Source organism: Aureimonas sp. N4 (assembly GCF_001463925.1).
Taxonomy (GTDB): Bacteria; Pseudomonadota; Alphaproteobacteria; order Rhizobiales; family Rhizobiaceae; genus Aureimonas; species Aureimonas ureilytica_A.
The window spans coordinates 1-18,854 of record NZ_BBWS01000011.1; the positions used below are offsets into that span (position 1 = coordinate 1).

Annotated in this window: 16 protein-coding genes; 9 read left to right on the forward strand and 7 right to left on the reverse strand. The window is 65.6% G+C overall.

Features of this window, described 5'->3' with window-relative positions; all coding sequences use genetic code 11:
- Positions 1-287, forward strand: a 287-nt coding sequence (locus tag AUL28_RS03980; RefSeq protein ID WP_192843393.1) for a BA14K family protein, incomplete at its 5' end; no start/stop codon positions are given.
- Between the two features lie 132 nt (positions 288-419).
- The gene (locus AUL28_RS03985; RefSeq protein WP_062230750.1) at positions 420-899 is read left to right on the forward strand and encodes a BA14K family protein; all 480 of its coding nucleotides are present in this window, start codon (positions 420-422) and stop codon (positions 897-899) included.
- A gap of 59 nt (positions 900-958) precedes the next feature.
- Here the strand turns inward: AUL28_RS03985 and AUL28_RS03990 are convergent, their stop codons facing one another.
- Positions 959-2,788, reverse strand: coding sequence for an aminopeptidase P family protein (locus AUL28_RS03990; RefSeq protein WP_062230751.1), 1,830 nt, complete (start codon positions 2,786-2,788; stop codon positions 959-961).
- Positions 2,789-3,090: 302 nt separating this feature from the next.
- On the opposite strand from AUL28_RS03990, the gene AUL28_RS03995 reads away from it, so the two are divergent.
- Together AUL28_RS03995 and AUL28_RS04000 are read left to right on the forward strand one after the other, a co-directional pair.
- A complete protein-coding gene (locus AUL28_RS03995; protein ID WP_062230752.1) occupies positions 3,091-4,887 on the forward strand; it encodes an acyl-CoA dehydrogenase C-terminal domain-containing protein in 1,797 nt (598 codons plus the stop codon).
- Positions 4,888-4,917: 30 nt separating this feature from the next.
- Positions 4,918-6,126 (forward strand): acetyl-CoA C-acetyltransferase, encoded by a 1,209-nt coding sequence (locus tag AUL28_RS04000; protein ID WP_062230753.1) that lies wholly within the window; start codon positions 4,918-4,920, stop codon positions 6,124-6,126.
- Between the two features lie 48 nt (positions 6,127-6,174).
- Here the strand turns inward: AUL28_RS04000 and AUL28_RS04005 are convergent, their stop codons facing one another.
- Complete coding sequence (locus AUL28_RS04005; RefSeq protein ID WP_062230754.1) at positions 6,175-6,963, reverse strand: EAL domain-containing protein; 789 nt, start codon at positions 6,961-6,963, stop codon at positions 6,175-6,177.
- Positions 6,964-7,107: 144 nt separating this feature from the next.
- Between AUL28_RS04005 and AUL28_RS04010 the strand changes: the two genes are divergently transcribed.
- Positions 7,108-9,309 carry an FAD-dependent oxidoreductase gene (locus tag AUL28_RS04010; RefSeq protein ID WP_062230755.1) on the forward strand — a complete coding sequence of 734 codons (2,202 nt, stop codon included), beginning with the start codon at positions 7,108-7,110 and terminating at the stop codon, positions 9,307-9,309.
- A gap of 61 nt (positions 9,310-9,370) precedes the next feature.
- Here the strand turns inward: AUL28_RS04010 and AUL28_RS04015 are convergent, their stop codons facing one another.
- Positions 9,371-10,399 carry a YihY/virulence factor BrkB family protein gene (locus AUL28_RS04015; protein WP_058600676.1) on the reverse strand — a complete coding sequence of 343 codons (1,029 nt, stop codon included), beginning with the start codon at positions 10,397-10,399 and terminating at the stop codon, positions 9,371-9,373.
- Between the two features lie 263 nt (positions 10,400-10,662).
- On the opposite strand from AUL28_RS04015, the gene AUL28_RS04020 reads away from it, so the two are divergent.
- Positions 10,663-11,307, forward strand: coding sequence for a S24 family peptidase (locus AUL28_RS04020; protein WP_058600677.1), 645 nt, complete (start codon positions 10,663-10,665; stop codon positions 11,305-11,307).
- Between the two features lie 70 nt (positions 11,308-11,377).
- Positions 11,378-12,166, forward strand: coding sequence for a thermonuclease family protein (locus tag AUL28_RS04025; RefSeq protein ID WP_156419883.1), 789 nt, complete (start codon positions 11,378-11,380; stop codon positions 12,164-12,166).
- Between the two features lie 37 nt (positions 12,167-12,203).
- On the opposite strand, the gene AUL28_RS04030 is transcribed toward AUL28_RS04025, so the two are convergent.
- Positions 12,204-13,865 (reverse strand): lysine--tRNA ligase, encoded by a 1,662-nt coding sequence (locus AUL28_RS04030; protein ID WP_244493405.1) that lies wholly within the window; start codon positions 13,863-13,865, stop codon positions 12,204-12,206.
- A 103-nt stretch (positions 13,866-13,968) separates the two neighbouring features.
- Positions 13,969-14,736, reverse strand: a complete 768-nt coding sequence (locus AUL28_RS04035) for a transporter substrate-binding domain-containing protein (protein WP_244493406.1) — start codon at positions 14,734-14,736, stop codon at positions 13,969-13,971.
- A gap of 134 nt (positions 14,737-14,870) precedes the next feature.
- On the opposite strand from AUL28_RS04035, the gene AUL28_RS04040 reads away from it, so the two are divergent.
- Positions 14,871-16,931 carry a glycosyltransferase family 2 protein gene (locus AUL28_RS04040; RefSeq protein WP_156419884.1) on the forward strand — a complete coding sequence of 687 codons (2,061 nt, stop codon included), beginning with the start codon at positions 14,871-14,873 and terminating at the stop codon, positions 16,929-16,931.
- Here the strand turns inward: AUL28_RS04040 and AUL28_RS04045 are convergent.
- Entirely contained in the window at positions 16,904-17,149 is a 246-nt protein-coding gene (locus AUL28_RS04045) for a DUF2188 domain-containing protein (protein WP_058600681.1), read from the reverse strand. The two genes, AUL28_RS04040 and AUL28_RS04045, sit on opposite strands and share 28 nt — an antisense overlap.
- Positions 17,150-17,635: 486 nt before the next feature.
- On the opposite strand from AUL28_RS04045, the gene AUL28_RS04050 reads away from it, so the two are divergent.
- Complete coding sequence (locus AUL28_RS04050) at positions 17,636-18,091, forward strand: NUDIX hydrolase (protein ID WP_058634369.1); 456 nt, start codon at positions 17,636-17,638, stop codon at positions 18,089-18,091.
- Here the strand turns inward: AUL28_RS04050 and fdhD are convergent.
- Positions 18,086-18,854, reverse strand: a 769-nt coding sequence (gene fdhD, locus AUL28_RS04055; protein WP_306302750.1) for a formate dehydrogenase accessory sulfurtransferase FdhD, incomplete at its 5' end; no start/stop codon positions are given. The genes AUL28_RS04050 and fdhD overlap by 6 nt on opposite strands.

Here is an 18,854-nt window from a genome sequence, read left to right on the forward strand (position 1 = left end):
GTTATTACGAGGGTGGCCCGCGCTATTATCGCCACCGCCACAACAATGGCGGCGCGGCCATCGCGGGCGCGATCCTGGGCCTCGGTGTCGGCGCGGCCATCGCGAGCGCCAACCAGCCGCGTTATGTCGCCCCACGTTACGCGGCGCCCCGCTACGCCGCGCCGGCTTATGGTCCGCGCCCGTGGAGCCGCGACTGGTATCGCTATTGCTCGTCCCGCTACCGGTCCTTCGATCCGGGCTCCGGCACGTTCCAGCCCTATAACGGCCCGCGCCAATTCTGCCGCTGACAACAGCCTGTCCATCTCTTGCACGGCCGCATCCCTCGATGCGGCCGTTTCCGTTTGGAGCGGGAACCGGGGGGAGCCGCGGCGCATTTCTTCAGCGACAGTTTGGCGCAAGCTTTGCACGGAGGGCAGCGAATGTTCGGCTCGAAGGGAATGAACGCGGCGTGTCTGGCGCTTGGGCTCTGGGCCTTCACCCCATCGGCAGCGTCCGCCGGGGAATTCGTCGGGATCGATCCCTATAATCGGCCCGTCTATGCGCGGGATGCGCAATACCCCATCGTTCCGAGCATTGTCACCGGACCCTATTATCGCAAGACGGTCGGCCAGTTCGGTGGGCCGGGCGTCGCGGGTCCGCTCTACTACGCCACCCCCGCCCCGCCGGTTCCCGGCTTCTATCGCCCCGATCCGCTTGTGCAGGCAGGCGCGGTTCTCGGCTTCGACCAGAACGCCGCGCTCTACAAGGCCGAATACGGCGCGCAACCGAACGCGGCCAGCAGCCGTCCCGCGCCGTTCAGCGGCGCATGGTATCGCTATTGCGAGACGCGCTATCGCAGCTTCGACCGCGAGAGCGGCACGTTCCAGCCCAACAACGGGCCACGTCGCCTGTGCCGATAAGGCAGTCGTTCAACGCAAGGCAGCCGAAGCACTAGCGCCACGGCTGCCTTGTTGTCGGATCAGACAGGCAAGGGACGCGTCGCCAGTTCCAGCCAGCGGCGATCCTCCTCGTCGTCGAGGCGCGGTGTGATGCGGGCCGCGACCTCGGCGTGATAGGCGTTGAGCCAATCGATTTCAGCTTCGCTCAAGAGCGAGCGAACCACGAGACGGCGATCGATCGGCGCGAAGGTCAGCGTCTCGAACCCATGCATGGGCAGATCGCCACCCTCGATCTCGGCCGCCTCCAGCGTCAGAAGCAGGTTCTCGATGCGAATGCCGAAAGCGCCCTCGCGATAATAGCCCGGCTCGTTCGAGACGATCATGCCCGGCTCCAGAACCGCCGCGCCGCGCTTCGAGATGGATTGCGGCCCCTCATGCACGGCCAGGAACGAGCCGATGCCGTGGCCTGTGCCATGGGCATAGTCGCAGCCCGCCTTCCATAGCGCAATGCGCGCCAGCGGATCGAGGTCCATGCCGCGCGTGCCCTTGGGAAAGCGCGCGGTGGAAATCGCGATCATGCCCTTGAGGACCAGCGTGAACTTCTGGCGCGCCTCGTCCGGCACCACGCCGATGGCGACCGTGCGGGTGATGTCAGTCGTGCCATCCTGATATTGCGCGCCGGAATCAATCAGAAAAATCTCGCCATCGCCCAGCGTCCGGTTCGAGTCCCGATTGACGCGGTAATGCGGCAGGGCGGCGTTCGGGCCGGAGGCCGAGATCGTGTCGAACGAGAGATCGCGCAGCGGCATTCCATCGGCCTCGCCGAAGCGCGTGCGGATCGCCTCCAACTTCTGCGCGGCGTCGATCTCGGTGATCGAGCCGGCCGGCTGGCGATCGAGCCAGGACAGGAAGGAGGCGATAGCCGCCCCGTCGCGCAAATGAGCACGGCGCGAGCCCTCGATCTCGACCGCGTTCTTGCGCGCGCGTGGCAGGCGCGCCGGGTCTTCTTTCTCGATAACGCGGCCACCGGCCTTGGTGACGATGCGCGATAGACGATCGGCGGCAAGGGCCGGATCGAGCATTACGGCCTTCTCGTCCGCAAAACGGGCGAGTGCGCCTTCGAGCTGGTCGGGCGCTTCGAGATCGGCAAGGCCGGAGAGATAGGCGCTCGCCTCCCCGTCCAGCTTATCCGCGTCGATAAAGAGGGTCGGCCGCCCGTCCGCCGGGATCAGGGCGAAGGAGAGCGGCAAGGGCGTGTGCGAAACGTCACCGCCGCGAATATTGAACACCCAGGCGACCGAGGAGGGATCGGTCAGCACCGTGGCATCGGCCCCGGCCTTGCGCAGCCCCTCGCGGATCGTCTCCAGCTTTTCGGCGCTCTCCAGACCGGAATAGGCGACCGGCTGCAGCGTGACGCGCCCCTTGGGCGGCAACGGGCGATCCTGCCAGATGCGATCGACCGGATTGTGCGGCAGAGGAATCAGAGTGCCGCCGGCCTCTTCCATCGCCTTTTCCAGCGACTTCACCTCAGCCAATGTATGCAGCCAAGGGTCGATACCGATGCGCAGGCCCTTGGCCTTGTCCTTTAGATAGGCCGCGAGCGGCGTCTCCACCGAGCTTTCGGGCGCAAAGACGAAAGCGTCGATCTGCGCGCGCACCTGCACGGTGTAGCGTCCGTCCACGAAGACGGCCGCGCTCGCAGGCAGAACCAGCGCGACGCCGGCCGAGCCGGTGAAGCCCGTGATCCAGCGCAGGCGGTCTGAGGATGGCGGAATATATTCGCCCTGATGCTCGTCGGCTCGCGGGATGACGAACCCATCGACGCCCGCTTCGCGGAGCGCCGCGCGCAGGCGCTCGACCCGCGAAGCCGTTTGCGAGGCGTCGGACCTGTCGTCGAAATCCTGGAACATGGGCGTTTGTCCTCGAACGGGCGGGCTTCCTGTCGGCGTGGGTGCCCCACGCCCTGTCGCCCCGTGTGTTCCAAATCCGCAGGCTCCGCTCAAGCGAAAAGAGCGCAGATGGAGGTGCGAGCGAGGTGCTTGCGCAAAGCGGGGCGCTTGCGCAAAGCGGGGCGCTTGCGCAAAGCGGGGCGCTTGCGAGAGCGAGGTGCTCGTCGGGGCAAGACGCTTGCGCGCTCACGCCAAGCTGGCTATGTTCAGACTTACGTTTACGCAAACGTCAAATATCGCCATATCCGGGGAGGAGAATTGCGATGCTGGTCTATCACGCGCCCGTGGCCGATACGCTGTTCGTCATGAACGATGTCTTGGGGTTGGAGCGCTACAACAATCTCCCGGCCTTCGCGGAGGTCTCCCCCGATGTGCTGGAGGCGGTGCTGGGCGAGGCCGGGCGCTTTGCCGAGGACGTGTTCTTTCCCTTGAACCAGTCGGGCGACCGCGAGGGCTGCCACCGCGCGGAGGATGGCTCGGTCACGACGCCCAAGGGCTTCCAAGAGGCCTATGCGCGCTTTCGCGAGGCGGGCTGGGGCGGGCTTTCGGCCGAGGCCGCCTATGGCGGACAGGGTCTGCCGCACACGCTGGCGGCCGCCGTCAACGAGTTCCTATCGTCCGCCAACATGGCCTTCGCCATGTATCCGGGCCTGACGCGCGGCGCCATCGCCGCGCTCCAGCAGCATGGGACGGAGGAGCAGAAGCAGCTCTACCTGCCCAAGATGGTGGACGGCATCTGGACGGGCACGATGAACCTGACGGAGCCCCATTGCGGCACCGATCTGGGGCTTCTGCGCACCAAGGCCGTGCCGGAGGGTGACGGATCCTATCGCATCACCGGGCAGAAGATCTTCATCTCGGCCGGCGAGCATGATCTCTCCGACAACATCATCCATCTCGTGCTCGCCCGCATCGAGGGCTCGCCCGAAGGCGTGAAGGGCATTTCGCTGTTCGTCGTGCCGAAGTTCCTGCCGGACGCTTCGGGCGAGGCCGGCGCACGCAACTCTCTCTCCTGCGGCTCGATCGAGGAGAAGATGGGCATTCACGCCAATGCCACCTGCGTCATGAACTATGACGGGGCGACGGGCTGGCTCGTCGGGGAGGCCGACAAGGGCCTGCGCGCCATGTTCACGATGATGAACGAGGCGCGGCTCGGCGTCGGCGTGCAGGGTCTCGCCATCTCCGAAATCGCCTACCAGAACGCCGTCGCCTATGCCCGCGAGCGCATCCAGGGCCGCTCGCTGTCCGGCACCAAGGCGCCCGACAAAAAAGCCGATGCGATCATCGTGCATCCCGATGTCAGGCGGATGCTCATGACCATCCGCGCGATCAACGAGGCCGGCCGCGCGCTGATCCTCTGGACCGCCCTGAAGGGCGATCTGTTCCACCTCTCGGACGACGCCAAGGAGCGCGAGGCGGCGGACGACTGGATGGGCCTGATGACGCCCGTCATCAAGGGCGTTCTCACCGACAAGGGCTTCGACAACACGGTGATGGCGCAGCAGGTCTTCGGCGGCCATGGCTATATCGCCGAATGGGGCATGGAGCAGTATGTGCGCGACGCGCGCATCGCCCAGATCTACGAGGGCGCCAACGGCATTCAGGCGCTCGACCTCGTCGGCCGCAAGCTGGCTTTGAACAATGGCCGCGCCATCCAGGCGTTCTTCGCCGAGGTCGGGGCCTTCTGCGAGGCGCACCGCGCCGACGAGCGCATGGCCCCTTTCACCAAGGGGCTCAAGAAAGGCTTGAACGACCTGCAGGCGGCGACGCTCTGGCTCATGGGCAATGCCATGACCAAGCCCGACAATGCGGGCGCGGCCTCGACCGACTATATGCATCTCTTCGGGCTCGTGGCCCTCGGCTACATGTGGGGCCAGATGGCCAAGGCCGCGAACGACAAACTCGCCGGCGGAGAGACGAGCGACACGGCTTTTCTCGAGGCCAAGCTTGCGACGGGCCGCTTCTTCATGGACCGTATCATGCCGGAGTCGGCCGCCCATCTTGCCCGCATCTCGTCGGGCTCGACCTCGACCATGGCGCTCGACGCCGCCAGCTTCTGAACCATCTTCCGCGATCGGAAAGAGCCCGACATGTCTGAAGCCTATATCTACGATCATGTTCGCACGCCGCGCGGCCGGGGCAAGAAGGACGGCTCGCTGCACGAGGTGCCGGCCGTGCGTCTCGCGGCCCGCGTTCTGGAATCGCTGCGCGATCGCAACGGGCTCGACACCGCCGAAGTGGACGACATCATCTTCGGCTGCGTCGATCCGGTGGGCGAAGCCGGCTCGGTGATCCCCAAGGCTGCCGCCTTCGAGGCGGGCTATGATTTCGCCGCGCCCGGCATGCAGATTTCGCGCTTCTGCGCCTCGGGTCTCGACGCGGTCAATCTCGGCGCGTCCAAGATCGCCTTCGGCTCGGACGACATCGTGATCGCGGGCGGCGTCGAGTCCATGTCGCGCGTCGGCATGGGCATGTCGGGTGGTGCCTGGATCATGGACCCGTCGGTCGGCATCCCCGCCTATTTCATGCCGCAGGGCATCTCGGCCGATCTGATCGCCACCAAATACGGCTTCAGCCGGGACGACGTGGACGCCTATGCCGTGGAATCGCAGCGCCGCGCGGCGCAAGCCTGGGCCGATGGGCGCTTCGCCAAGTCCGTCATCCCCGTGCGCGATCAGAACGGACTCGTGATCCTCGATCGCGACGAGCATATGCGCCCGTCCACCGACATGCAGTCGCTGGGCAGCCTCAACGCCTCCTTCGCCGCGCATGGCGAAATGGGCGGGTATGACGCGGTCGCCATTCAGGCCCATCCCGAACTCGAAAGCGTCGATCATGTCCACCATGCCGGCAATTCGTCGGGCATCGTGGACGGGGCGGGCGCGGTGCTTCTGGGCTCCAAACGCGCGGGCGAAACGCTTGGGCTGAAGCCCCGCGCGCGCATCCGCACCTTCGCCAATATCGGCTCCGACCCCGCCTTGATGCTGACCGGGCCGGTGGACGTGACGAAGAAGCTCCTAGAGCGCTCCGGCATGGCGCTCTCCGACATCGATCTGTTCGAGTTGAACGAGGCCTTCGCGGCGGTCGTTCTGCGCTATTGCCAGGCCTTCGAGATCGATCCGGCAATCATGAACGTGAATGGCGGGGCCATCGCCATGGGTCATCCGCTCGGCGCGACGGGCGCGATGATTCTGGGCACGGTGCTGGACGAGCTGGAGCGTCAGGACAAGCAGACCGCGCTCGTCACGCTCTGCATCGGCGCGGGCATGGGCACGGCCACCGTCATCGAGCGCGTGTGAGGCAAGGAGGCCATGGGCTCCCCTCGCCTTCCACCGACAGGCAAGTTCTCAGCAGACCTGCACGCCGAGTTGTGCGGCCATGTCATGGGCGCTGCGCAGGTTGAGCTGGGGCAGCGCTTCGAAGGCGGGGCGGGCGAAGTAATAGCCCTGGAAGAGATGGATGCCGGCCGTCTGGAGAATGGTGAACTCGGCCTCCGTCTCCACGCCCTCGGCCAGAACCTCGATGTTCAGGGCGCGGGCGGCGGCGGCAATGGTGGCCACGATCACCTGCCGGGGATAGCTCGTGTCGATGCCGCGCAGCAGCTTCATGTCGAGCTTGATCAGGTCCGGCTGGAAATCGACCAAAAGGCCGAGCCCTGCATAGCCGGCGCCGAAATCGTCCAGCGCGGTCACAAAGCCCTGCCGGCGATATTCGGCAAGGATGCGCTGGAGATGGCCGGTATCGACGATCTCCTCGCTCTCTGTGAACTCGAACATCAGCGCGTTCAGCGGGAAAGCATGGCGACGGGCGGCCAGAAGCGTGGCGCGCAGGCAGGCGGCGGGCTCGTAGACGGCATTGGGCAGGAAGTTGATCGAGAGACGAAGGTTCTCGCCTTGAGGAAACAAGCGGGCCGCCAGTTCGATCGCCTTGGTACGGCAGAGTTGGTCGAAGCGATATTTCTGCGTGTCGTTGACCTGGGACAGGATGCTGTAGGCTCCCTCGCCCGCAAGGCCCCGGATCAGCGCCTCGTAGCCCCAGACGCGCGACTCGCGCACGTCGAAGATCGGTTGAAAAGCCATCGAGAAGTCGAAGTCCAGCGCTTCGCCCGAACGGCATCCCTCGCATCCGCCGCTCATCCGACGTCCCTCTACTGCTCGCTTCACGGCGACAACTTAACTGTCGGCCTCTTAGCAAAGTCTGAAGTTGTGCCGGCTTGCGCTTAGCCGGCCCCCAAAATTAAATCACCGTTTGTCTTGAATCATCCTTTTCGGGAAGCTGGTATGACCTACAAGAACTTCTCCCTCGGCCCGAACGAAGACGGTCTCGTCACCGTCATCTGGGACATGCCGGATCGCTCGATGAACGTCTTCACCGAAGAGGTGTTGGGCGAGATCGAGGCCATGGTGGATGCCTTCGCCAGTGATGAAAGCGTGAAGGGCGTCGTCCTGACCTCCGGCAAGGTGGGCTCGTTCACCGGCGGCGCAGATCTCAAGATGCTGCGCGGCATGTTCGATACGTTCGAGGCCAAGCGCGGCGAGAACAGGGACGCGGCGGTCGCGGAACTGTTCGAGCGCTGCGGCGAGATGGGGCGCATCTGGCGCAAGCTGGAAACCTCCGGCAAGCCCTATGTCGCGGCGATCAACGGCACCTGCATGGGCGGCGGCTTCGAACTGGCCCTCGCCTGCCATGGCCGCGTCGCCGCCAACAGCGCCAAGATGGGCTTGCCGGAGGTCAAGGTCGGCATCTTCCCCGGCGCGGGCGGCACGCAGCGCGTGCCTCGCCTCACCGACACGCAGTCCGCCCTCCAGATGCTCCTGAAAGGCGAGACCCTATCGGCTGCCAAGGCCAAGTCGATGAAGCTGATCGACGAGGTGGTGCCGGCCGATCAGTTGGTGGAAAAGGCCAAGGAGATGCTGCGCGCCGGGCTGAAGCCGGTGAAGGCCTGGGACGAGAAGGGCTTCAAGCTGCCCTCCGGCCCCGTCTATTCTCCAGCGGGCGCACAGGTCTGGCCGGCCGTCGCATCGCTCTATCGCAAGGAAACCGCCGACAATTACCCCGGCGCGCGCGCCATCGTGAAATGCGTCTATGAAGGCCTGCTCCTGCCCATCGATCAGGCGCTCAAGGTCGAGCAGCGCTATTTCGCGGAAGTGCTCCAGACCACCGAAGCGGCGATGATGATCCGCTCTCTTTTCGTCTCCATGCAGGCGCTGAACAAGGGCGCGCGCCGCCCGGCCGGCGTGCCGGATCGCACGCCCCGGCGCGTCGGCATTCTGGGCGCCGGCTTCATGGGCGCGGGCATTGCCTATGTCGCGGCGAAAGCCGGGCTCGATGTGGTGCTGATCGATCGGGATCAGGCCGCTGCCGACAAGGGCAAGGCCCATTCCGCCTCGCTGATGGACGGCCTCGTCAAGAAGGGCCGCGCCAAGCCGGACGAGGCCGAAGCGGTTCTCTCGCGCATCAACGCAACGCCCGACTATGCGGCGCTGGCGGACGCCGATCTCGTGATCGAAGCGGTGTTCGAGGATCGCGCGGTCAAGGGCGAGGTGACGCGCAAGGCCGCCGAGGCCATGAAGCCCGGCGCGATTTTCGCTTCCAACACCTCCACCCTGCCCATCACCAGTCTCGCCGACGCCTTCCCCGAGGCGACACGTTTCATCGGCATCCATTTCTTCTCGCCGGTCGACAAGATGATGCTGACCGAGATCATTCTCGGCAAGGAAACGGGCGACGAGGCCCTGGCGACGGCGCTCGACTTCGTGCGCGCCATCAAGAAGACTCCCATCGTCGTCAACGACACGCGCGGCTTCTTCGCCAATCGCTGCGTCCTGCGCTATATGACGGAAGCCTACGACATGCTGGTGGAAGGCGTGCCGCCGGCCATGATCGAGAATGCCGCGAAATTCGCCGGGATGCCGGTCGGCCCGCTGGCGCTGAACGACGAGACCGCCGTCGATCTCAGCCATCGCATCATGAAGGCGACCATGCGCGACGAGGGCGAAGATGCCATCGACCCGCGCCATTTCCAGCTGATCGACGCGATGGTGACCGAAGACGGCCGCCTCGGCCGCAAGGCGGGCAAGGGCTTCTACGACTACCCGGAAAAGCCCGCCAAGAAGCATCTCTGGGCCGGACTGAAAGAGAAGTTCCCGCAGCAGGCCCCGGATGCGGTGGACTTCGCCGAGTTGAAGCAGCGCTTCCTCGTGACCATGGCGCTGGAAGCGGCCCGCACCATGGAAGAAGGCGTCGTGACCGACCCGCGCGAAGCCGATGTCGGCTCGATTCTGGGCTTCGGCTACGCGCCTTATACGGGCGGCACCATCTCCTATATCGACGGGATGGGCGTGAAGGCCTTCGTGGCGCTGTGCGAAAAGCTCGAAGCCAAGCATGGCGAGCGCTTCCGCCCGACGCCGCTTCTGCGGGAGATGGCCGAGCGAGGCGAGAGCTTCTATTCGCGCTTCGGCGGCGAGGCTCAGGCCGCCTGATCCACCAGAAAAGGGCGGCTCGCATCGGGCCGCCCCATTCATTATCGAAACAGGCGGGAAATCATCCCGCGCGCTTTTCGCGCGCGAGGCTGCGGCCGATCGTGTCGGCCACGCGCGCACCGCGCGCGCCGAGCGGCTTTTCGGGTTCGTCCGTCGTGTCGATCGCGGTCTGATGTTCCATCTCGGCATTGATCTCCGCGCCGATGATGAAGATGGTCGAAGACAGCCAGACCCACATCATGAAACCGACCACCGCGCCGAGCGAGCCATAGGTCGCGCCGTAGTTGGCGAAGTTCTGGAGATACCAGGAGAATCCCATCGAGGCGGCCAGCCAGATGGCGGCGGTCAATGTCGCGCCGAAGAAGACCCATTTCCAGCGTGCCCGCGCCCGGCTCGGCCCATAGCGATAGACCATGCTGATGCCGCCGACCGCGAGGGCAAAGACGATTGGCCAGCGCGCGGCGGCCACGAGTTCATCGGTCAGGCTTTCCGCGCCGATCAGGTTCATGATGATCGGCACCACGCCGACCGAGACGAACATGACGATGCCGATGAAAACCGCGCCCATGGTGAACAGAAAGGCGACGGCATTCAGCTTCAGGAAAGAGCGCATTTCCTGCTCGCCATAGGCGACGTTCATCGCCTCGAACAGAGTCTTCACGCCATTGTTGGCGCTCCACAGCGAGAACAGAAGGCCCGAAACGAAGCCGATCGAGAGCGAGGCGGGATCGCGCGTCACGAGATATTCGAGCTGCGAGGTGAGGATTTCGGTGCCCGCGCGCGGCAGGAACTGGCCGATATAAGCGATATGGTCGGCAATGGTCTTGGGGTCCGCCACGATACCGTAGAAGGACACGAAGACGGCCAGCGCGGGAAACAGCGCGAGCAGGAGATAGAAGGTCGCGCCCGCCGCGATCAGCATCACCCGATCCTCGAAGAACGAGTACCAGAGCCGCCAGGAAATGTCCTTCCAGCCCTTCCAGGGAATGCCGAGCGGCCCGCTCGCGTCACGCCCGCGCCCCGGCTCGCTGGCCCGGCGGCGTGTTTCCTCGCTCGTGTTGGGTGCAAAGCGCAAACCCGGCGCAGGCATTGTCGTCTCCCCGAAGCGCGGGCCTGACTTCCACCCGCCAACTCCCTAAAATGCCACATTTCGCCGGGCGGTTCCCCACAAGCCTGTGGGAAACTCGTGTCCGATGGATTGCGACGATCCGCGCGCAAAGCGCGTGGAAAAGCCCGCATACCATCACTTCTGGGTCTCGACACGCTCCACCGCGCCCCGTAAAGAAGGGAAATCTCAAGGATAATATTCCTCGCTTCTTTTCTCCAGCCGCACCGACCTTCGGGACGATCCGCATGTTTTCCCACGAGCGCATCTGGACGGCGATCGACCTTCTGGCCGCCAAGTACAAGCTGACCGCCTCGGGCCTCGCCCGCAAGGCCGGGCTCGACCCCACGACTTTCAACCGCTCCAAGCGCTTTGCCAGCGACGGACGGCCGCGCTGGCCCTCTACGGAATCGATCTCGAAGATCATCGAGGCGACAGGCGTGTCCTTTTCCGAGTTTTCGGCCTTTCTCGGCAGCGGCCTGTCGCCCGCGAGCGTTCCGGTGCGCGCGCCGCTGTCGGTTCCGCTGCTCGGCTTTGCGGAAGCGGGCGTCGGCGGCTTCTTCGACGATGCGGGCTTTCCGGTCGGTCAGGGCTGGGACGAGATCGAACTGCCGGGCCAGGACGGAACGCTCTACGCCTTGGAAGTGTCGGGCCAGTCCATGATGCCGCTTTACCGGGAAGGCGATGTGGTGATCGTCTCGCCCACCGCCTCGGTGCGCCGGGGCGACCGCGTCGTCGCCAAGACGCGGGACGGCGAGGTCATGGTCAAGATCCTGCAAAGGCGCACCGCCAAGACGGTGGAACTCGCCTCCGTGAACCCGGACTTCCCCGATCGCCAGTTCGCTGCCGCCGACATCGAATGGATCGCGCGCATTCTCTGGGCCAGCCAGTAAGCGGGATCTTGCTTATTCCAAACGGGTGAAGGCACGCTAATTGAGGTCTTCGGCAAACCGGGGAATGGCCATGCAATCCTTTCGAATCGCGCTGGGGCTTTGCGCGCTTCTTCTGGCTTGGGTGCTGCTTCTGCCCAACCATGCGCTGGGTCCGGTGGAACGGCTGGAGGCCATCGCGGACATTCGGCCCGTCGCGCCCGTAACGAAGATCAGCGAGACGACGTCAGCCCACGAAGGCACGCCCGAAAGCATAGGCGGCCCCGTCCGAACGATCGGCCCCGTCGCGGTCGAACTGTCCGGCCCGCTCCAGCGCCTGCCAGCGGTCACATCCGGCGCGGCCGAGCCCGTGGTTGCCGAGGTGCCGGCAGCGGCTCCCGCGCCCAATGCGGTGGCGGAGGGAGAAACCGCAGCAGCCGAAGCCGGCGCTACGCCGGTTGCCGAGCAGAAAGCCGAAGCCGACACGGAGGGAACGCGTCGTTACCCCTTCCCCATTGCGATCGACAGCGGCACGATCCGCTCCGGCGGAAACACGATCCATATTGCCGGGGTCGAGCCCATCGCGCCGGACGCGCGCTGCGCCGACGGGCCGCGATCATGGCCCTGCGGCGTCCGGGCTCGCACGGAGTTCCGCGCCTGGCTGCGCGGGCGCACGCTCTCCTGCGACCCCGCCGAGGCCTCGTCTCCCGAGGCTCCGACCGCCTGCCGGCTGGGCGAAGAGGATGTGGGCGAGTGGCTGGTGCGCAATGGCTGGGCGAATGCCGAGCCCGGCAGCCGCTATGCGACCAGCGCCGATCAGGCGCGCAAGGCGGGTCGCGGCATCTGGCAGTTCGAGATCACGCAGCAGGGCGCCTTGCAGTAACCGGCGCGCGCCCAAGCGACCGCGCCGGCAACCCCCTTCAGGCGAGCGGCTGAAGCCGGCCTTCCAGCGCCTCGCGGATCAGCTTGCGCGTTTCCTCAATGCCATACAGCGCGACGAAGGAGCCGAAGCGCGGCCCGCGCTCTTGGCCGATCAGGATCTGATAGAGCGCCGAGAACCATTCGAGCGAAACGCCGGGGCCGCCGTCCGGGCCTTTCTTCTTGGCGTCCTGATAGCGCTCGATGGGGCGAGCGACGTCGAGCACCGCGTCCTGGATCGCGCCGGCATCGGCGTCGGGCGCCAGCGCCGCCAGCTTCTGCTCCAGCGTTTCGAGCGCGGCGCGCTCCACCTCGTCCGGCGCGCGGAAGCGCTTGGTCGGCCGCACGAAGTCTTCGAAATAGCGCAGCGCGTAGGTCACGAGCCGGTCGAGCTCAGGATCGGTCTCGGCGGTGACGCCCGGCGCATAGCGCGAGATGAAGCCCCAAAGGGTCTTCGCGTCCGATGCGTTGGAGGCCGAGACGAGGTTCAGAAGCAGCGCGAAGGGCACTGCGATCCCCTTCACCGGAGGCTCGCCCGCGTGGATGTGGAAGACCGGGTTCTGCAGGCGGGACTTCGCGTCCTGCCGATCGAAGGCGCTGGCGAAGGCGTAGTAATCCTCCACCGCCTTCGGGATCACGTCGAAATGCAGGCGCTTGGCCGCGCGCGGCTTGTTGAACATGTAGAGCCCAAGGCTTTCGGGCGAGGCATAGGTCAGCCATTCCTCGATCGACAGGCCATTGCCCTTGGACTTGGAAATCTTGGCGCCTTCGGCGTCGAGGAAGAGTTCGTAGACGAAATGCTCCGGCGCTTCGCCGCCCAGAATTTCGCAGATCTTGTCATAGACGCCGGCATTGGTCTGGTGATCCTTGCCGAACATCTCAAAATCGACGCCGAGCGCGGCCCAGCGCATGCCGAAATCCGGCTTCCACTGAAGCTTCACCGCGCCGCCGGTCACCGGCAGGGTCGTCTCGCTGCCGTCCTCGTCGAGGAAGGTGACAGTGCCCGCCTTGGCATCGACATGCTTCATCGGCACATAGAGCACTCGGCCGGTCTTGGGCGAGATCGGCAGGAACGGGCTGTAGGTCGCCTGACGCTCAGTTCCGAGCGTCGGCAGCATCACGCCCATAATGTCATCGTAGCGCTCGGCCGCGCGCAGGAGGACCTCGTCGAAACGGCCCGAACGATAGTAATCCGTCGCGCTCGCGAATTCGTATTCGAAGCCGAACGTATCGAGAAAGCGGCGGAGCATGGCATTGTTGTGCTCGGCAAAGCTCTCCCCCTCGCCTCCGAACGGGTTTGGCACGTCCGTCAGCGGCTTCTGGAGATAGGGCTCCAGCGCGGCCCGGTCGGGCACGTTTTCGGGGATCTTGCGCATCCCGTCCATGTCGTCGGAAAAGCAGATGAGGCGCGTCGGAACCGCATCGTCGGTCAGGACGCGGAAGGCGTTGCGCACCATGGTCGTGCGCGCCACCTCGCCGAACGTGCCGATATGGGGCAGGCCCGAGGGACCGTAGCCCGTCTCGAACAGGGCCTCCGTCTTGCCCGTGCGCTCCAGGCGCTTCACGATCTTGCGCGCTTCCTCGAAAGGCCAGGCATTGGAGGTCAGGCCCTCCGTACGGATCGTGGCGTCGTGGAAGACGGAAGGCCGCGCGGCGTCGGACATTCGCTCAAGTTCCTTGGGGCTGGTGGGCGGCGCGTCCCGCGCGCCCGGCGTCTCGTAAGGTTCGGTCTATGGGGTGGCCGGGCGCTTCGTCAACAAAGAGGCATCAGAAGGCGCTGATCGGGAAGTAGCGCAGCAGGAGTTCGGACAGGCCGCCCTCCCTCACGATGCGCCCGATCGCGTAATCGAAGGCCGCGGCCAGTTGAGGGTCGTCGGCGCGCACGGCGATCGCCAGACCTTCGCCCAGAAACCGATCGGACAGATAGGGGCCACCCAGGAATTCGCAGCACCCCGCCGCAGCTTCGCTGCCGAGCCAGAAGGACAACGCCACGCCGTCTCCGAACAGCGCCTTCACGCGGCCCGCACGCAGAGCCTCCTGCGCCTTCTCCGCCGATTCGAACGGGACGGCGCGGGCCTTCGGGAAGAAAGACTGCAGCATCGCCGCATGAGCGCCGTTCGCCACGACGCCGACCTCCACATCCGGCAGACCGAGCGCCAGGGGGCCGCCGAGGTCCGAGCCCTTCGGAACCGCAAGCCGCGCAGGGTAGCGGAAGAAGGGCTGGGTGAAGGCGAAGCGCGCGCGATTGTCGGCCGTGATGGCAAGGCCGGCGATCACCGCGTCCCCCTCCCCCGATTCCAGCGCGCCGGCGAGATCGGCAAAGGGACGCGCCTCGATTTGGCAGATCGCAGTGACGTTCAGTTCCTCGCAGATGGCGCGCGCCAGATCGACATGGAAGCCGGCGAGTTGCCCTCGGCCATCCAGGAAGTTGAACGGGGGATAATCGACCGAGGTGAGGAATCGGATGCGCGTGCGGGCGGAGAGATCGGGCTCAGGCGCGCGCTGTGCCTGGTCGTGGAAATTCGGCGTCTGCACGACTTGCGCCCATACCGGCGTCGAAGCGCCAAGCGATGCAACCAGAAGAAAGCATAGCCGACGCAGAAAAGCGGGCACTCTCCCGCAGGTTGGTTTCCTCGCGCGCATCATTGCGAAACCATGGGATGGTGTCCTTGTGGGGTTGGCGCGTGTCGGTTGTAGGGTCCGTGGATCGGGATCGTATCGAGTTCCAGATGCGCCGCCCCTTCTTCTATGGCGCATCCAGGGGCCTCGGCAAGCCGCGTGGTGCGATCCTCGACGAGGCGGGAGAGGGCGCCTCGCAGGAGGATCTCCAGAGGCAGCTGCTCGCTGCATTCCTCGCTCACGCCGGCATCGACGCCCCAACCTTCGAGGCCGCCGCCCTTGCCGCGCGCCGGGTCGGATCGAGCATCGAGGAAGAGCTCGTCGCGCGCCGCACTCTGACGGAGGCGCAACTTGCCGAAGCGCTGTCGCGCACACTCGGCATTCCGGTGGAGCCGATCGAGCCCGGCGTTACCGTGCTACGCGACGCGCATGGCGCATGGCTCAGCGGACCACGCTATCTTAAAGGCTGCGGCTCGGGCTTCGAAGCGCGCTTCCATATCTGCCCAGCTTTGGACGGACTCGGCTCCCTGGCCCGCAGCATCGCTGGGCTGGGGGCCGACCGCGCGCGGCTGCGCATCACGACGCGCAGCGACATGGCGCGAGCGCGGGCCGAGTTCACGCAGAAGGAGCGATCCGACCGCGCCCGTCTCAGCCTCTCGGCCGACCAGCGTCGTCTATCCGCGCGCGAGGTGATGACAGGGGCGCAGGCGGCTGTCATGACGCTTCTCTTCATAGGCTTTGGTCTCGCCTGGGCCACCCTGCCTTGGTTCTGGTTCGGCGCGCATCTTCTGTGCAGCCTCTGCGCGCTGGTGCTGACGACCTTCCGCATCGCCGTTCTGTCCGAGACGCTGCCGCTGGACATGCGAAGCGACGCATGCGCCGCGCTGGTGGCTCCGCGTCCGTCGCAGGACGAGACCCTGCCGCTCTATTCGGTGCTGGTCGCGCTGCACCGGGAGGCCGCCATGGCACCGTCCGTCGTGCGCGCCATGGCGGCCCTCGACTGGCCGCGCTCGCGTCTGGAAGTGTTCTTCGTCTGCGAGGCGTCGGACCCCGAGACGGTTCACGCCGTCGAGCGCGCCATCGAGAACGAGCCCAATTTCTTCGTGATCGCGACGCCGCGCAGCGATCCCCTGACCAAACCCAAGGCGCTGAACTTCACCCTCCCCCTCGCGCAGGGAGAATTTCTCGTGCTTTACGATGCCGAGGATCGCCCCGCGCCCCAGCAGCTGCGCGCTGCCTTCGAGAGCTTTCGCCGAAGCTCCGATGATCTCGCCTGTCTCCAGGCGCCGCTTTCGATCCGCAATGCGGGAGAAGGCTGGTTCGAGACCTTGTTTGCCATGGAATACGACGTCCTGTTCAAGGCGACGCTGCCTTGGCTGGCCGCCCACGATCTGCCGCTGCCGCTCGGCGGCACGTCCAACCATTTCCGGCGCGAGGTTCTTCTGGAACTCGGCGGTTGGGACAGTCACAATGTCGCGGAAGACGCCGATCTCGGCATCAGGCTCGCCCGCGCGGGCTATCGCACCGGCATCATCCATGCGCCGACTTCGGAGTCCGCGACCTCCTGCTGGCGCGACTGGCGCAACCAGCGCACCCGCTGGATCAAGGGCTGGATTCAGACGTGGCTGGTCCATATGCGCGAACCCCGCCGTCTGCTGCGCGAGATCGGCTGGCGCAATCTCCTGGCCTTCCAGCTCGTGTTCGGCGGCATGATCGCTTCGAGCCTTCTGCATCTCGTCTTCGGGCTGCACCTGACAAGCGCGGTCGTCACCGTCGCCATGGGCGGGGATTTCCCGCTCAGCTTCGGCACGCTGGTGTTTCTGGACGTCAGCAACCTGCTTCTGGCCTATGCCGCCTTCGGTGCCCTCGCCCATCGCGTCACGCCGCGCGCGCAGCGCCATCATCTCTCGCAGCTCTGGTCGCTCTGGTTCTACTGGGCGATGGTGAGCTTTGCTGGGATGCGGGCCATCGTGCAGCTCGTGCGAGCGCCCCATCGCTGGGAGAAGACGCCGCACCAGCCTTTTTCGATGCAGGGTAAGACCGAACCGGGTCCGGTCATACCGCATATCCTCGACAACCCGTCTCAGTCGGCGTCGACCACTTCGGCGTGAGGCCGATCGTCGCCGCGCGCGACCTCCTCGTGCCAGGCGCCTTCGCGGTCCTGATAGACGATGCCTTCCGTTTCGCCCGCCAGTTCCTGACGCGCAGAAGCGTCGCGCGCGGCCGCGAGCGCAGCGTCATGCGAGCGGAACGTTTCCGAGAACACATCGCCCACCTTGTAGGCCCAGCCGCCATCGTGCTCGACCACTTCATAGCGAATGTTTGACATCAGGCCTTCTCCTTCCATCGTCGAGCCAGCGAGCGGTGGATGCGTCCGCGCGGCAAAGGGCCCATCACCTGTTGGGAGGAAAGTTGGGACAGCCCGTCGAGAAAGCCAGCCCGCCCGCATTGAATGGGCGTTCAACAGATGACCAGCGAATGGGTCCAAGGGCCATAGATCGGCGCTCGGCGTGAAGCTCGCTGATCCATGCGAATGTTGATTCACGCGCGATCGTTTGCAAAACGGCAGAACCTATCCTTATATAAGAGACCTCAAGCGCATCTCGATGCGCCGAGTCTTTTTCACAAAGACGGCAACGCCTTAGATGGGCGCCTTTGGCGTCATCCGTCGCGCTTCCCATTTTGGAGCACGACCCGGCAGCCTGTTTCATGTCACCCCGATCGGAGCGCGGCCAACATTATAATGGTCCGCCTTCCAGCTTCGGACAGTTAGAATATGCGTTCATTGAGCGTTAGAAGATCAGGACTGCCACATATGAAAGACCGCAAGCAGATCGGCGCCCTCGCCTATTCGAACGATGCTGAATCCGGCCTGCGCGTTCTTCTGGTCACCTCGCGCGAGACCGGCCGCTGGGTCATTCCCAAGGGCTGGCCGATGAAGTCGAAGCTGCCCCATCAGGCCGCCGCGCAGGAGGCTTTCGAAGAAGCCGGCGTGGAAGGCCATATCGCCAAAAAGGCAGCTGGCACCTATCGCTACCCCAAGACCCTGCGCAATGGCGACGTCGTGTCCTGCCGCGTGAAGGTCTATCCCATGGAGGTGAGCAAGCTCGCCTCGCGCTGGCCCGAGGCGCAAGAGCGTCGGCGGCAATGGTTCAGCACGGAAGACGCGGCCGCCGCCGTGGTGGAGCCCGAACTGGCTCGGCTTCTGCGCTCCATGACGGACCTGATCCGCCCCGCGCAACCCGGCGCACTGGCTGGCAAGGCGTCATAAAGACGGCGCCCCCGCGATCCGCTGCGGGCGGGTCGCGATTTCGAACGTTTCGCCCCGCACCACCACTACGAGCGTCAGCCCGGCCTCCGTCGCGCTTTGCAGGGCCAGCTCGGTCGGCGCCGAAACGGCGGCCAGAAGCTCGCATCGCATCGTGACGGCCTTCTGTATCAGCTCGACCGAGACGCGGCTGGTCATGACAAGAAAGCCGTCATCGGCGCGCCGCCCTTCGAGGGCGAGCCAACCGGCCACCTTGTCCAGAGCGTTGTGACGCCCGACATCCTCGCGCACCACCTGAACCTCGCCCTCCGCATTAGCGAAGGCCGCCGCATGAACGGCACGGGTGCGCGCGCCCAGTACCTGCCCCGCGCTCATCTGCGCCATCGCGCGCACGATCGCGGTAGGCTCGATCCGCAATCGGTCGGCCAAGGGGACAAGCTCGGGTCGGGCCTGCTCCAGACTTTCCGCACCGCACAGGCCGCAGCCGACCGGCCCCGTCATCAGGCGGCGGCGCGCGACATAGCGGGCCGCAAGCGCCGGCGCCAACCAGAGCCGGCAATCGTAGCCGCCCTCGACAGGTTCGATGTCGAGGCTTTCGACATCCTCGATGCGGGAGATGATCCGCTCGTTCAGCGCCAGTCCGAACGCGAACTCGCGAAGATCGGCCGGCGTCGCCATCATCACTGCATGGGTCGAGCCATTCACCGAGATCGCCACCGCGCTCTCGGCGGGGACCGCACGCTCCATGGGCACGAAGCCCCCATCC